Origin of the sequence: Oceanobacillus sp. MO10714A, from assembly GCF_037072045.1 — a bacterium.
In the GTDB taxonomy this organism is placed as follows: domain Bacteria; phylum Bacillota; class Bacilli; order Bacillales; family Amphibacillaceae; genus Oceanobacillus; species Oceanobacillus indicireducens.
In genome coordinates this window covers 19,691-33,412 of sequence record NZ_JAXHDC010000038.1, presented here as the reverse complement: position 1 = coordinate 33,412, position 13,722 = coordinate 19,691, and the positions used below count along the sequence as shown (strand labels likewise).

At 39.9% G+C, this 13,722-nt stretch carries 14 protein-coding genes; 10 read left to right on the top strand and 4 right to left on the bottom strand.

Going from position 1 to position 13,722, the window contains the following annotated elements:
* The 3 genes from SPD53_RS15365 to SPD53_RS15355 form a co-directional block, all read right to left on the bottom strand.
* The coding region (locus tag SPD53_RS15365) for a M20/M25/M40 family metallo-hydrolase (protein ID WP_336253088.1) at positions 1-1,619 on the bottom strand (1,619 nt) is incomplete at its 3' end.
* A 22-nt stretch (positions 1,620-1,641) separates the two neighbouring features.
* Positions 1,642-2,313: a GntR family transcriptional regulator gene (locus SPD53_RS15360; protein ID WP_336253087.1), complete on the bottom strand. Its 672-nt coding sequence runs from the start codon at positions 2,311-2,313 to the stop codon at positions 1,642-1,644.
* A 21-nt stretch (positions 2,314-2,334) separates the two neighbouring features.
* Positions 2,335-3,486 (bottom strand): aminotransferase class I/II-fold pyridoxal phosphate-dependent enzyme, encoded by a 1,152-nt coding sequence (locus SPD53_RS15355; RefSeq protein ID WP_336253086.1) that lies wholly within the window; start codon positions 3,484-3,486, stop codon positions 2,335-2,337.
* Positions 3,487-3,826: 340 nt separating this feature from the next.
* On the opposite strand from SPD53_RS15355, the gene SPD53_RS15350 reads away from it, so the two are divergent.
* The 5 genes from SPD53_RS15350 (at position 3,827) to purU (ending at position 8,206) form a co-directional block, all read left to right on the top strand.
* A complete protein-coding gene (locus SPD53_RS15350) occupies positions 3,827-4,828 on the top strand; it encodes a DctP family TRAP transporter solute-binding subunit (RefSeq protein ID WP_336253085.1) in 1,002 nt (333 codons plus the stop codon).
* 229 nt (positions 4,829-5,057) lie between these two features.
* Entirely contained in the window at positions 5,058-5,528 is a 471-nt protein-coding gene (locus SPD53_RS15345) for a TRAP transporter small permease (protein ID WP_336253084.1), read from the top strand.
* Positions 5,525-6,805 carry a TRAP transporter large permease gene (locus SPD53_RS15340; RefSeq protein WP_336253083.1) on the top strand — a complete coding sequence of 427 codons (1,281 nt, stop codon included), beginning with the start codon at positions 5,525-5,527 and terminating at the stop codon, positions 6,803-6,805. The genes SPD53_RS15345 and SPD53_RS15340 overlap by 4 nt, the downstream gene beginning before the upstream one ends.
* A gap of 11 nt (positions 6,806-6,816) precedes the next feature.
* Positions 6,817-7,155 carry a cupin domain-containing protein gene (locus tag SPD53_RS15335; protein ID WP_336253082.1) on the top strand — a complete coding sequence of 113 codons (339 nt, stop codon included), beginning with the start codon at positions 6,817-6,819 and terminating at the stop codon, positions 7,153-7,155.
* A 151-nt stretch (positions 7,156-7,306) separates the two neighbouring features.
* Complete coding sequence (gene purU, locus SPD53_RS15330; protein ID WP_156856377.1) at positions 7,307-8,206, top strand: formyltetrahydrofolate deformylase; 900 nt, start codon at positions 7,307-7,309, stop codon at positions 8,204-8,206.
* Between the two features lie 103 nt (positions 8,207-8,309).
* On the opposite strand, the gene SPD53_RS15325 is transcribed toward purU, so the two are convergent.
* Complete coding sequence (locus SPD53_RS15325; RefSeq protein WP_336253081.1) at positions 8,310-9,191, bottom strand: LysR family transcriptional regulator; 882 nt, start codon at positions 9,189-9,191, stop codon at positions 8,310-8,312.
* A gap of 143 nt (positions 9,192-9,334) precedes the next feature.
* Here SPD53_RS15325 and SPD53_RS15320 point away from each other — a divergent pair, with 143 nt between their 5' ends.
* From SPD53_RS15320 to modB, 5 genes are all read left to right on the top strand, one after another.
* A complete protein-coding gene (locus SPD53_RS15320; protein WP_156856379.1) occupies positions 9,335-9,583 on the top strand; it encodes a hypothetical protein in 249 nt (82 codons plus the stop codon).
* Positions 9,580-11,097 carry a sodium:solute symporter family protein gene (locus SPD53_RS15315; protein WP_336253080.1) on the top strand — a complete coding sequence of 506 codons (1,518 nt, stop codon included), beginning with the start codon at positions 9,580-9,582 and terminating at the stop codon, positions 11,095-11,097. Before SPD53_RS15320 ends, SPD53_RS15315 begins: the two co-directional genes overlap by 4 nt.
* On the top strand, positions 11,075-12,028 hold the full coding sequence (locus SPD53_RS15310; protein ID WP_336253079.1) for a carbon-nitrogen hydrolase family protein: 954 nt from the start codon (positions 11,075-11,077) through the stop codon (positions 12,026-12,028). The genes SPD53_RS15315 and SPD53_RS15310 overlap by 23 nt, the downstream gene beginning before the upstream one ends.
* Before the next feature lie 156 nt (positions 12,029-12,184).
* Complete coding sequence (modA, locus tag SPD53_RS15305; RefSeq protein WP_336253078.1) at positions 12,185-12,997, top strand: molybdate ABC transporter substrate-binding protein; 813 nt, start codon at positions 12,185-12,187, stop codon at positions 12,995-12,997.
* Complete coding sequence (gene modB, locus SPD53_RS15300; RefSeq protein WP_336253077.1) at positions 12,978-13,661, top strand: molybdate ABC transporter permease subunit; 684 nt, start codon at positions 12,978-12,980, stop codon at positions 13,659-13,661. Before modA ends, modB begins: the two co-directional genes overlap by 20 nt.
* Positions 13,662-13,722: the final 61 nt, after the last annotated feature.

Genomic DNA, 13,722 nt, shown 5'->3' with positions numbered 1-13,722 from the left:
TTTCCTACTCCAGCAGTCACTCCATCAAACATAGTCTGCACCACCTTCCGCAAAACAAAAGGGATATGCACAAAAGCACTTTGCTTATGAAGCCGCTCCGTCAATTTATGGGCATCTTTCCCGAATGGTCCAATATTTAAGACCGGTGCTTGGAGCTTCTGCATTTCATCAAATGGAATTGTATATAAGTAATCCCAAACTGGTGTATTATTTTGATAAGATTCCCAGCCTTTATCATCCTTATCGTAATTCACATAACTCAAATCAGAAATGCCATTAAAATAATGCACTTGCTCCGCCTTTACATTAAAATGATCTTGAAGCAGCTGCTTCGTTAACAGAATTTTCTCCTGAACGAGCGGGTCATCTGAAGAATTTATTGCCGGATAATAAGGCGGAGCAAAGAATAAAATGCATGCTGGTGCAATTTCTTGGCAATGAGCTATCATTTGATCGCATACTTTCATGGAAATTTCTCGCTGGTCCAAATTGGGAAGTGCGACGGTTTCTTTAATTATTTCCTCAGTCTTTTCTTTGCCAAGTTTATCTCTAGCATAATTTAATAGTTCTTCATATTCCCATACACCTATGTTGAAGTGCTCCTCACTATTTTCTTCCCTTGCTAACACACGTCTGTATTCTTCTGCGCATTCCCTCATAGCCTCTGTTGCGACTTCGCGAAAAGAAATCATCGTCTCTTTCGCATTTCGTTTCATTAAAAAGACGTTGTAAAGCGCTGCGACGTGGTTGGATGTCTGTGTGGAATAATCCGCTTTCAAATCATAGGTTTTTAAGCAAAGCGGAAGCGGTGTGCGCTCGCCGTATATTTCCTCGCTGAACGCTTGATTATATTCCATTTTCTTCGTCAAAAAACTAGCCATATAGTGTGCATTGATTCCTTGCAAAGGTTCGCCGGCATGGGTTTCTCGCCCATAAAAAAGCGCTGAGGGCATGATTTTTCCAATCGTTCCGGAATAAATATAATACTGCTCGTCTTGTGGCTGCATGGAAAAACTCGGTTCACTGTTTAAAAATAGGGTGTAATTTAAATCATAACGCTCTCGGGTATCTACAAGTCCTTTAACCGCGGCAAGCATACCGCTCGAATTCACTTCTTCATCGGGAACGGTGACAAGGAGCAGGTTAACTGGCCACTTTTCATGAATGGCTTGCTCAAGCAGATGAAGGTGCAGAACGATACCCATCTTCATATCCATCGTACCGCGCCCGAACAAATAATCACCGGATGTAACGTCACATCGTACATCTTCTGGTAACGAATCAAGCATTTCTTTAAATTTTTTCGTTAGTTCCTGTGGTTGTAAAGCTAAATCAGCAAGTGCACCGAATTCCTCTGTATGTACCGTGTCGAAGTGGCTAATGAGTACGATTGTTTTTTTGATGTTTTCTTGTTTGTATAAAGCTGTTACGGCATTTCGTTCTTTTCCTGCATCATGAAATTGAATGAGAGTGGGCCTTTCCTTAAAGTATTCTAACTCGAGCAGCTTACCTTTTATTTTTTCAGCAAACTGGATTTCCCCTTCTGTTCCAGTCCGACTATCCCAGCTAACAACTTCACATAGTAAATCTTCCAATTGTTGTTCCGTTTGCCAAAGCATGATAGATACCTCCCTGTATAGGCTAATTCTTATTTTCCGCGTGGTCATAGTAGCTTAAAAAACGTTTTTTAACATTGCTCATATGAACAAGCATACTGTTCCTCGCTGTAACGACATCCTTTTGTTCTAATGCTTGCAAAATTTCTTGATGTTCCTTGTAAGCATCCTCCGCACTCTTAGGAACGGTGCTTGATAGAATAAGAAATGCTCGGTTAACACCAGTATTCATGCGATGAATGACTTTTTTTATTTCCTCATTGTCATTGCAAGCTGCCAACAGTAGATGAAAATCACGATCAAGCTCAATAAACTCGTTATACTTATTTTCATTAATTGCTGTGCGCTGGCTTGCTAGATTTTCCTGCAATTTTTCAATCATCTCGTCACTCATTTTTACCGTTACCTTTTCAATATTGTATACCTCAAGTAAACTACGGAGTTCCATATATTCAAGAGAATTCTTTTTCGTAAAGCTAGCAACGATTGCCGGTGCTCCCTTTTGTTGAATGATCAGTCCTTCTGCCGCGAGTCGTGCAAAGGCGTCACGAAGCGGGGTGCGGCTGATTCCCAAATCTTTTGCGAGCTTTTCTTCTGGCAACGATTCTTTATCTTTCAATCTCCCATCCGTGATCGCTTGTTTAATAATCCGGTATGCTTGATCAGACAGGGTTTCACGTTGAACTACTTTTTTCATCTTTTTCTCCTTTTCCTTCCATTATTTCTTAAGGAAACGCTCTATCCTTGCGAGGCCCTCTTGTAAATTTTCCATTGAATTAGCGTAAGAAATTCGAATAAATCCTTCACCATTCCCTGTGAATGAACTTCCTGGAACGACGGCAACCTGTTCGTTCTCTAATAGTTTGGTCGCAAATTCCATTGAAGTTAAGTCAGTTGATTGAATCGATGGGAAAAAGTAAAACGCTCCGGTCGGGAGTGTTGTCTCAAGTCCCATTTCCTTTAGCTGCTTGTATACAAAATCTCTTCGTTCGATGTAAGCCTTGTTCATTTCAGCAGGTGCTTCCTTTGCAGCTGTAAGTGCTTCGATTGCTGCGTATTGACTTGGTAGGGAAGCACAAATCGAGTTGTTTAAATGTACTTTCAATACATGCTCCATTAAATTTTTACTTCCGAGCACATAACCAATGCGCCAGCCTGTCATTGCATGGGATTTCGATAGTCCGTGGATGAGAAATAATTGCTCACGGATCTCCGGGAAAGAAGCGAACGAACAATGTTTGCTATGGAATGTGTTTTCACTATAAATCTCATCAGAAATAATAAAAATATCATGTTTTTTTAAAACAGCAACAATTCCTTCCATCTGTTCGCGGCTAAGTGTGGCTCCGGTCGGATTCGATGGATAGTTAAGGATAATTGCTTTCGTTTTATCTGTTAGTGCTTGTTCCAAACGTTCGGGATCGAGAACGAATCCAGTGTCTGTCGTATCGATTGTGACAGACTTTGCGCCATTTAGATGGATAATCGATTCGTATCCAGAGTAGATCGGGGAGGTCAAGATGACTTCATCTCCACTTACTAAAATGGTACGCAACACCGAATCAATTGCTTCACTAGCACCGTTTGTTATAACAATTTCATTTGCTGGATCGTAATAAAAATGATACGTTTCCTCAAAAAAGCGTGAGACCGCTTGGCGGACGTTTAATAGCCCAGCATTGTGGGAATAGCCGGTTAAGTTGTTTTTTATCGCTTCTATTCCAGCTTGTTTTACATTTTCGGGTGTTGGAAAGTCAGGTTCACCGATCGTAAAATTGATGCCGTTTTCATATTCATTGACTTTATTTGCAAAGACACGAATGCCTGGTACGGAAATCTTTTTTACGCGAGCGTTTATTTTGCTTAGCATGTATTTTATCTCCTTTATTCTAAAGCTGTGCGTGTGCGGGTCTTGTATACAGTATACAGGTTTAGTCATTATCATACATTAAATAAAATATTTTGTAAACTCAAGAAATAAATTTGACTCCGTTAAATGCAGGATCATGGCTGTAAAATGTTATTTATATAGTGTTTTCTGTTTATTCAAATGGTATTGACTTTTATATTTATGTATTGTAGTATACAGTATACTAATATTTCAGCACACTAAATTAAATGATAGACAAACGTTAATTTTCAGCTTGTAATACATAGGATTAATGCTTTCTGGTCGTTCGTTTTCTACAAAAGAGGGGAAAGTGAATGTTATGAATAAATGGAAGATAGTTTTATTAACTGGTTCGCTGTTCATTATACTATCAGCTTGTTCTAACGCGAATGCCGATCAAGCTGATACAGTTACACTTCAGCTCGGGCATGCCTTAACAGAAGGCACACCAGCATCTGATTTGATTGAAGATATGGCAGCGGAGGTTGAAGAAAAAACAGATGGTCGCATCGTATTTGATATCTATCCGAATAGTTTGCTCGGTTCGGAAACAGAGATGCTTGAACAAGTGCAGTTAGGTGCTATGGATTCGGCAGCAATTATGGTTGGCTCGATGCAGGCGCTGGATATGCGAATGGCGATTGAAGATCTGCCGTATATGTGGAAGGACATCGACCATGCGCGGGCAGCTTATAAAGGAGAATTTGGTGAGTATCTCGCAGACATTATGGCCGAACAAGGGATGACAAAAATTGGCTATCTGGAATGGGGTTACAGGCATATTACAAATAATCGGGGGCCGATTGTGGAGCCTCGAGATATGGATGGTCTTAATATTCGAGTTGCGGAGACAAAACTTCGGATTGACGCGTTTGAGCAAATGGGTGCAATGCCTACTGTAATGGCGTTCAGTGAAGTGTACGGGGCGCTTCAACAAGGTGCGATTGATGCTCAGGAAAATCCGCTCGCAAATATTGTTTTACCGAAGCTTTATGAAGTACAGGACTATTTCTCTTTGACTGGACATTTTTATAACACGGTTATGCTCGTTGTGAAGACGGATGTGTGGGAAGAAATTTCTTCAGAAGATCAGGAAATCATTTTAGCGGAAGCAGAACGGATTCAAGAAGAAGTGAACGCAAAAAATGATGAACAAGAGGAAGCGTATATCCAAGAACTAAAAAGTCAAGGGATGCAAGTGAATGAAGATGTGAACATAGAGACATTCCGTGAACAAATGCTGCCAGTATATGAGAAATGGGAAGAAGACGTTTTTGGCGAGGAAATGATGGATGTTTATCGCAAGGCGTCTGGCTGGTAAGTGATGAGGAAGAGGGATAAAGTTCTCTTCCTTTATTCTTTTATCACGTATTAACGGTCTGTAATCCCCCCACCTCTAAACAAGAGGGAAAACCAAAATGTTAAGTGGAGGATATACAGCCCGTAAATACCTGATTCTGTTCAACTAACATTCAGTGGGGGGGAGGAATTCCCCACCGAATGAAGTTTCATTTTATGCACCATTAGAAAAATAAGGGGAAGAGGTACCTATGAAAGCAAAAGAAATCATAGCAAAGATATTAGTTTACTTATGTGTAATAGCAATTACTGGATTAACAATAATTGTGTTTCTGCAAGTCGTTACAAGAATGATGGGTATTTCTTTCCCGGCGGCAGATGAACTTGCTCGTTTATTAGTTGTCTGGCTTACCTTTTTAGGTACGAGTTTAGCAATCTATGAAAAAATGCATTTAGCTGTGACATTTTTCGTGAAACGAGCAAAGCCGAAGCTGCAAAGAATTATTTATTTTTCTGTTCATGTTCTAACGATTCTTTTCTTTGGGGTTTTAGTCTACTATGGATTCGGATTAACAATGATGGCTATGGCAAAAACATCATCGACGCTCCAGTTGCCGATGGGATTATTCTATTTGGCGATTCCGCTTAGTTCTCTCTTTTCCATTTATTTTATTATTACAGACATGTTTAGTCCTACAGGAGAGGGGGAACCAAGCGTATGATTATTTTGATTCTAGCAATCTTTTTTGGACTTCTATTTTTAGGAATGCCAATCGCTTTTATCCTTGGTATTGTTAGTGCGGGATTGATGATTTTCGGAAATGTTCCGCTAGAAATACTTGTACAGCGAATGTTTGCTGGTGTAAATAATTTCTCTTATCTTGCTATTCCACTATTTATTTTGGCCGGGAACATCATGGGAGAAGGTGGCCTGACCCGCAGGTTAATGGAGTTTGCTCGGGCCTTTGTCGGTCGTTTAACTGGGGGGCTAGGCATGACAACCGTTGTAACAAGTGCGTTGTTCGGAACGGTATCCGGCTCAACAGTTGCAACGACGTATGCGGTCGGTTCAGTTCTAGTACCGCGACTGAAAGAAGAGAAATATAGCAATTCGTTTATCGCAAGTATTATTGGACCGGCAGGGGTGCTTGGGCTGATTATTCCGCCAAGTATTACAATGGTTATCCTTGGAATTACAGCAAATATTTCAATAGGAGATCTATTTATCGCGGGTGTCTTGCCGGGGATTGTACTTACTGTGCTTCTCTGTATTTACGTCGCTTTTATGTCGAGGAAGAAAGGCTTTGGTGCGGACAAGCCCCCTTCAATGACAGGAAAAGAGTTTTTTAGAATTAGTCTGAAAGCATTCTTCCCGCTGTTAACACCAATCTTTATTTTGGGAAGTATTTTCAGCGGATTTGCGACGGCTACGGAAGCGGCAGTACTTGCTGTTGTGTACAGCTTTATCTTGTCAATGTTTTACAAAGAACTTACATTTACCAAGTTTAAAAAAACCATGGCTTCATCAGCAGTAACGTCAGCAACGATTTTAATAATTATCTCCGTTGCGAATGCATTTACATATGTATTAACGGTAAATAAAATTCCTGCAATGATTTCAGAATTTTTCTTGCAGTTTGCAAATACGCCACTGCAATTCTTATTAGTTGTGTCGGTTATCCTCCTCATTCTTGGGATGTTGACAGAAGTAACATCACTTATTATTTTACTGAGCCCAGTATTCATGCCCATTGCGATGGAGTACGGAATTGATCCGATTCACTTTGGAATGGTGCTCATTATGAACTTCGCACTGGCGAACGTAACGCCTCCAGTAGGTTTGTCTTTAATTGCCGGAGCAAGTGTGACGGATAGGAATATGGGGATTGAAGATACCTTGCCTTATATTTTACATGTAATTGGTATTCTTGTTGTTGTTATTTTATTAATTATTTTTGTACCAAGTATTTCTACATTCCTGCCAAGTCTTTTTAATTAAAGGGTGATAAGATGATTAAACGTTCAGATACGGTAGAATCATTGGAAAATATGTATGGTGGAAATGGTGTCGTGGATATATCTCGTAAATTGACAAAAGAAGATCAGATTGCTGGTCTTGATATGTTTGCAGAAGTCAGCATACCAGTTGGAGGCTCGATTGGTTTCCATCTGCATGATAAAGATGCGGAAGCCTACTATATTATTGAAGGAACTGGCAACTTCCAGGATGATGAAGGAAAACATGTCGTGTCGAAAGGTGATCTCTGCCTTATTACGAAAGGCGGGAGTCACGGCTTGGTTAACACAGGAGACCAGCCATTAAAAATAATTGCGGTTGTCTGGAGTTGAATAAGCGCCTGTCGCACCTTGCGTTTTATTGAAACTAAAACGTTGTGCTGACAGGCGCTTTCTCACTTGTTTTGTTTATTTACTTGACGCTTTTATCTGAGTTTCATAAAGTAGGTAATAACGGTAAAATTAGATGAGAAGAGGAACATATATGCATACCTATACAGAGGAGAAAATTCAAGCGTATCAAAAAGATAATGAAAATCGGGCACGTCTACTAATCCGTTGTCCGGATCAGCCGGGAATTGTCGCTACAGTATCCCAGTTTCTTTATGAACATGGGGCAAATATTGTAACATCAGACCAATATACCCTAGATCCAGAGGGTGGACAGTTCTTCATGCGGATTGAATTCGAATGTCCGGGTTTGATGGATAAAAAAGCAGATTTGGAAAAGGATTTCACTCCAATCGCTGAAAAATTCGATATGCACTATGATATCATGTACGTGCATGAGCTGAAGAACGTAGCAATTTTCGCTTCAAAAGAGCCGCATTGCCTGCTCGAACTTTTGTGGGAGTGGGAGAGCGGTGACTTGATGGCGAATATTGCTGTTGTCGTCAGTAACCATGAAGTTGTAAGAGCGATGGTAGAATCCCGTGGCATTCCGTTCCACTATATTCCAGCAAACAAGGATATTCGTACCCAGGCGGAAGCGCAACAAAAAGAGATTCTAAAGCAGTATGATGTGGATCTCGTAATTCTTGCACGTTATATGCAGATTCTAACGCCTGATTTTGTGAAAGAGTACAATAACCAAATTATCAATATCCACCACTCCTTCTTACCAGCGTTTATTGGTGCAAATCCATATGAGCGTGCGTTTAATCGGGGTGTGAAGATGATCGGTGCGACGTCGCACTATGTGACGGATGATTTGGATGAAGGTCCAATTATTGAACAGGATATCGGCCGCGTGGATCATCGTGATGATGTGGCAGCGATGAAGAAGATTGGACAAGCGATTGAGCGTAGTGTGCTTGCACGAGCGGTGAAGTGGCATTTGGAAGACCGGATTATTGTGCATGGGAATAAGACGATAGTGTTTTAGGTGGATTTCATTTAATGGTTAAGCTTAATACAAAAAACATCAGCGAATTTCTTGCTGATGTTTTTTGTATTCTTGATAGGCATAGGTTGGATTTTAAACAATTTTAGATGCTATAAATTTCTTTGACGATATTAACGAATTCTTTTAGGGCGGGGGATTGGTAAGCACCCTTTTTAGTGATGATTCCTATATCCCAACTCATTTTTGTGTCTTTTATACGTAAATCTACTATATCTACACCATTTAATTTCATACTAAGTTTCTTAGGGATGATTGCTATTCCAAGTTGTGCAGAAACGAGTTCCAATATTAAATCCCATTGCGTGCTGTGAAAGGCGATATCAGGTGAAAAACCTGCTTCCAGACAATGATTTCTTATAAGGTTGTATAATGCAAAAGATTTATCAAAGAAGATGAACTTTTCATCTTTCAAATCTGCTAGACGGATTTCATTTACTTTAGAAAGCGGGTGGGATGATGAAACGCAAACGATGAATTCGTCTTGATAAATGAGTTCGGCATCTAGTGTGTTGGCAGCAGGAAGCACAACAAACCCGACATCTAAGTCTCCATGTGATACAAGGTTTTCTACTATGACACCCCCGTGTTCCTCCGTTTGAAGTATTACTTTCGGATATCTTTTTAAAAATTGATAAGCCACTTCCGGGAAAAAAACAGATCCAATGATTTGTGGAATACCAACTTTTAATTCTCCGATAATTTCCTGGGAAATTTTATTTAAGGCTACTGGAATGATGGAGATTTTTTCTAGAATGTTTTTGCTTTCGTGATAAAGTAATTTCCCTTCGTTGGTTAATTGAATTTTTCTGCTTGATCGATCAATTAATGGTACGTCCAATTCCTGTTCCAATTTTTGGATGGTTTTACTCAAGGCTGGTTGACCGATGTACAGTGCTTCAGCGGCTTTTGTAAAACTTCCGTGTTCAGCTACCGTTACAAAAACTTCTAATGACCTTAATTGCATATTATCTCCCTCATTCAATTCCTTAAAGGAATAATTTGAATTCCTAATTTGTATTTTACTTCATAATTTACAGAATGTAAAATTAATTCAACAACCTTTAAAGAGCTAGATGAATCCAGGAACTTAAAGGAAGGAGAAATATCATGAGAAAAAAACACGCAATATGGATTACCGGCTTCTTTATTATTTATTTCTTAACATTTTTACCTAACTTTGGGGTTATGAATGAATTGAAGTTTATCGGTTTTTTGCCTCAACCTTTAGCATGGGTGCTTTTCTTGAATCTAATCAATACGGTTATCATATTTGTTATTTATTTTAAGTTCTTCAAGCCTTTTGCTTTAAATGTGGAACGGGTGATGCAAAAAGATGAGGAGAGTGACCAAGTATGAGTCAGGTAGTTATTACGATAATTGTGTTAATTCTTTTTCTTGGTATTTTACTTTGGATTAGCGGTTTAGCTTCAAAGTCAAATATTGCAACGCCAAGTGATTTTTTCTTAGCGAATAGAAGTCTTGGAACAATTGTAATGACGATGACTACAGGGGCGAGTTACTTTAGTACATGGACATTACTTGGCTCCATTGGAAATCACTACAGGGATGGCGTCTGGTTTTCAGCTTTTGCCGCTTGGGCTGTTGTGCATGCACTATTTATCTGGCTATTTGGATCGCGAATTTGGTATCTCGGTCGTAAACATAACTTTGTAACGCCCGGAGATATGATGGAAAAGTATTATGAAAGCCCTTTCTTGAGGTTGTTGTTTGCTTTCGTTGGAATGATAGGACTCATTCCATATATGTTGATTCAAATTACTGGAGGAGCATTTTCATTGAGCAGCTTGACGAACAATGCAATTCCATATTGGATTGGAATATTAATAATGGGAGTTTTTGTCGGGATTATTGTAACGCTGAGTGGTGGTCGGGGTGCAGCGTGGGCAGATACATTTATGGGCTTTTTCTTCGGTACTACATTACTTATGATCACGCTCATTTTCATTTATAGTGCGGGTGGGTTTAATGCCTTTGTAAAGTTGCAGTCTGTGGCTCCAGATATTCTGGTTAATAAAGGAGATTTCTCGGGTATAGCGGAAACGGCTGTCGGGTTAATGTTTGGTTTTTGGATTATGCCACATATGTGGCAGAAATTCTATTCCGCTAAATCCCCGATGATCTTGGCGAAAACGTCAATTATAACCCCTTTCTGGAATTCATGGTTGATGGCACTTGGGGCATTGTTTATCGGGATGCTAGCACACACTCCTGGCCTTGTACCAGGATTGAGTTTAAAAAATAGTGATACGATTATCCCTTTATTCTTTTCATCTTATGCACCTATCTTTGGTGCTATCGTTGTAGCTGCGGTAATTGCTGCTGGGATTTCGACAATAAATAGTGCCCTATTATCATCAGCGAGCTTGCTCGTTAATGACATTTACGTACGTTTTATTGATAAAGATGTATCACCTGAGCGCACAACATTTATAAGTAAAATTACAGTCTTATTGATGACGTTAATTGTTGTAATTTTTGCGTTTATTCCGGCCGCCCAAGGATTTCTCATTCCGGTTGCAGCATTAGGTTACGGGATTGTCTTACAATTAGTTCCAGCAGCAATTGGACCATTATTTTGGAGGAAAGGAACATTGGCTGGAGCAATTTCATCAATTCTGGTTGGGGAAGCGGCACTAGTTCTTATCTATATTTTCGGATCTCCATTACCGTTTGGACCGGCCACAACTGGTTTTATTTTAGGAACTATCACCTTTTTGGTTGTTAGTATGCTAACAGTAGATAGCAATGAAGAGGATAAATATAAACATCATAGGGAAATGGTGGAAATTTATTTCCCTTCTGAGAGTACACGAAAGGATGATTACAATGGCGAAAGACAATCCGTATAAAGTAGCAGTCGTTCAAGCTGGATCTGTAGTTATGGATAAAGAGGAGGGAGTAAAAAAGACGATTCGTTTAATTGAAGAAGCGGGTCAAGAAAATGCAAAAATTATTGTTTTTCCGGAAGCTTTCATTCCGGCATATCCGAGAGGGATGTCCTTTGGGGCTGTGGTAGGATCACGGTCTGACGAAGGACGGGAAGACTTTTTTAGGTATTGGGATAATTCAATTACCGTACCTAGTGTGGAAACAGAGGCGATTGGAAAAGCAGCGAGAAAGGCAAAAGCATATGTAGTGATAGGCGTGATTGAAAAGGAAAACGAATCAAGTCAAGGAACTTTATACTGTACGGCATTATTTTTCGGGCCAAACGGAGAATTACTCGGTAAGCATCGAAAATTAAAGCCGACTGGTTCGGAGCGACTGATTTGGGGAGAAGGAGATGGCAGTACACTTCCCGTTTTTGATACCCCATATGGAAGGATTGGTTCGCTTATTTGTTGGGAAAATTACATGCCACTTGCTCGTGCTGCAATGTATGAGAAGGGGGTACAGATTTATATTGCGCCAACCGCAGATGGGAGAGATACTTGGTTCTCAACAATGCGACATATTGCAGTTGAGGGGAGATGCTTTGTTCTGTCATGTAATCAATATTCCACGAAAGATATGTATCCTGAGGATATTTCATCTCGTAAGGAATTTGAAGGTTTGCCAAATGAAATGACGCGGGGTGGAAGTTGTATTGTGAACCCACTAGGCGAATTTTTAGTAGAGCCTGTGCTTGGTAAAGAAGAAATTTTATACGCGGATATAGACCTTGGAAAAATTGCAGAAGCTCAATTTGACTTTGATGTAGTTGGTCATTATGCGCGACCGGATGTATTTCAACTTGTTGTGAATGAACAAGAGCAGAAAAATACAATTTGGAAAAAGTAGTGCTATAGTGCTTGTCATTCCTCGAGTTTTGTTGAAACCGAATTTATAATTAGAAAAATCTCCTGATGTTCCCCCATCAGGAGATTTTTATTCTCGGCGTTAGTTAATATAATAGGATATAATAAATGGTAAATGTTCGGAAGGTGGCAATAGAATATGCAAAAACGAATTTATTTCATTAGTAATCTTTTATTCATATTTCTATTATTAGTCGCATGTTCTAATACTAGTAATTCTGCCCAAGACTCTGCAGACGGAGAAAACGAGGGAGTAGCTGGAAATGTTGAGTTAACGATTTCTGCGGCAGCAAGTTTGAAAGAGGCGTTAGATACAATTCAAGTGGCGTTTCAAGAGGAACATTCAGAAGTAGTATTGACCTTTAATTACGGAGCCTCGGGTTCACTGCAACAGCAAATCTCTCAAGGTGCACCAGTGGATCTATTTTTCTCAGCAGCTGAAGATAAGTTTGAGCGTTTAGTTGAAGATGGAATGATTGCCGAAGAAGACGGGGTAGACCTGCTTGGAAATGAATTAGTATTAATTGTTCCAAAGGGGGACCAAACAATTAGGGAATTTAAGGATCTTATAAAAACGGGGATAAGTAACATTTCCATCGGTACACCTGAAACCGTGCCTGCGGGAAAATATGCGAAAGAAGCGCTGGAAGAGATGGATTTATGGGATGAGCTGGAATCAAATATCATTTTCGCAAAGGATGTTCGGCAAGTTTTATCCTATGTTGAAACCGAGAATGTTGAGGCTGGACTCGTGTATCAAACGGACGCCCTCACCTCGGAAAAAATAGATATTGTTGCCTCTCTTGATGCCAAGACACATACACCTATTATTTATCCGGTCGGAATAATCAAGGATTCTGACCAGTATGAAACGGCAAAAGGCTTTTTTGACTATGTCCAAAGCGATGAAGCCTTAAAGGTATTTGAAGAATATGGATTTACAATTAAATAATGCATTTATGCAAGAATTTCTAAGCCCGATCTGGTTGTCGCTTAAAGTTGCTACGATATCAGGTGTTATCGTTATTATAATGGGAACGTTAATCGGGAAAGCTCTTGCAAGAAGAAAATTCAAAGGAAAGGCCGTTGTAGAGACAATTCTAATGCTTCCAATGGTACTACCTCCGACGGTTGTTGGTTTTTTATTGATCGTTGTTTTCGGAAAAAATAGTATTATCGGTCAAGCGATTGAGTGGATTTTTAATCAACCAGTTATTTTTACGTGGTGGGCCGCTGTAATTGCGGCAGTTGTTGTTGCCTTTCCGCTCATGTATCAGTCGGCGAAGTCAGGATTCCAGGAAGTGGATCACGATATTGAAGAAGCTGCAAGGATTGACGGCGCGAGCGAGTGGAAAACCTTCCTCTTTATATCCGTTCCTTTAGCTTCTAAAATGCTACTTGCTGGAAGTATTTTAAGTTTTGCCCGCGCGTTAGGCGAGTTCGGTGCAACTTTAATGTTTGCTGGAAATATCCCAGGTGTCACGCAGACCATCCCAACGGCGATTTATATTGCGCTGGATTCAGGGAATATGGCGATGGCATGGATGTGGGTGATTGCGATTATGATTCTTTCGTTTGGTATGATGTTGATTGTACGGATGAAGCAGGATGAATGATTTTTCACTTAATTGAAAGTCGTGAATATGAACAAAGAAGAGAAGAAAAGATCAGGAGGAT

What these genes read in the sequence shown, in the direction of transcription:
- SPD53_RS15360 (WP_336253087.1), bottom strand. Translation starts at nt 2,313, where the DNA reads ATGAAAAAAGTAGTTCAACGTGAAACCCTGTCTGATCAAGCATACCGG.
- SPD53_RS15355 (WP_336253086.1), bottom strand. Translation starts at nt 3,486, where the DNA reads ATGCTAAGCAAAATAAACGCTCGCGTAAAAAAGATTTCCGTACCAGGC.
- SPD53_RS15350 (WP_336253085.1), top strand. Translation starts at nt 3,827, where the DNA reads ATGAATAAATGGAAGATAGTTTTATTAACTGGTTCGCTGTTCATTATA.
- SPD53_RS15345 (WP_336253084.1), top strand. Translation starts at nt 5,058, where the DNA reads ATGAAAGCAAAAGAAATCATAGCAAAGATATTAGTTTACTTATGTGTA.
- SPD53_RS15340 (WP_336253083.1), top strand. Translation starts at nt 5,525, where the DNA reads ATGATTATTTTGATTCTAGCAATCTTTTTTGGACTTCTATTTTTAGGA.
- SPD53_RS15335 (WP_336253082.1), top strand. Translation starts at nt 6,817, where the DNA reads ATGATTAAACGTTCAGATACGGTAGAATCATTGGAAAATATGTATGGT.
- purU (WP_156856377.1), top strand. Translation starts at nt 7,307, where the DNA reads ATGCATACCTATACAGAGGAGAAAATTCAAGCGTATCAAAAAGATAAT.
- SPD53_RS15325 (WP_336253081.1), bottom strand. Translation starts at nt 9,191, where the DNA reads ATGCAATTAAGGTCATTAGAAGTTTTTGTAACGGTAGCTGAACACGGA.
- SPD53_RS15320 (WP_156856379.1), top strand. Translation starts at nt 9,335, where the DNA reads ATGAGAAAAAAACACGCAATATGGATTACCGGCTTCTTTATTATTTAT.
- SPD53_RS15315 (WP_336253080.1), top strand. Translation starts at nt 9,580, where the DNA reads ATGAGTCAGGTAGTTATTACGATAATTGTGTTAATTCTTTTTCTTGGT.
- SPD53_RS15310 (WP_336253079.1), top strand. Translation starts at nt 11,075, where the DNA reads ATGGCGAAAGACAATCCGTATAAAGTAGCAGTCGTTCAAGCTGGATCT.
- modA (WP_336253078.1), top strand. Translation starts at nt 12,185, where the DNA reads ATGCAAAAACGAATTTATTTCATTAGTAATCTTTTATTCATATTTCTA.
- modB (WP_336253077.1), top strand. Translation starts at nt 12,978, where the DNA reads ATGGATTTACAATTAAATAATGCATTTATGCAAGAATTTCTAAGCCCG.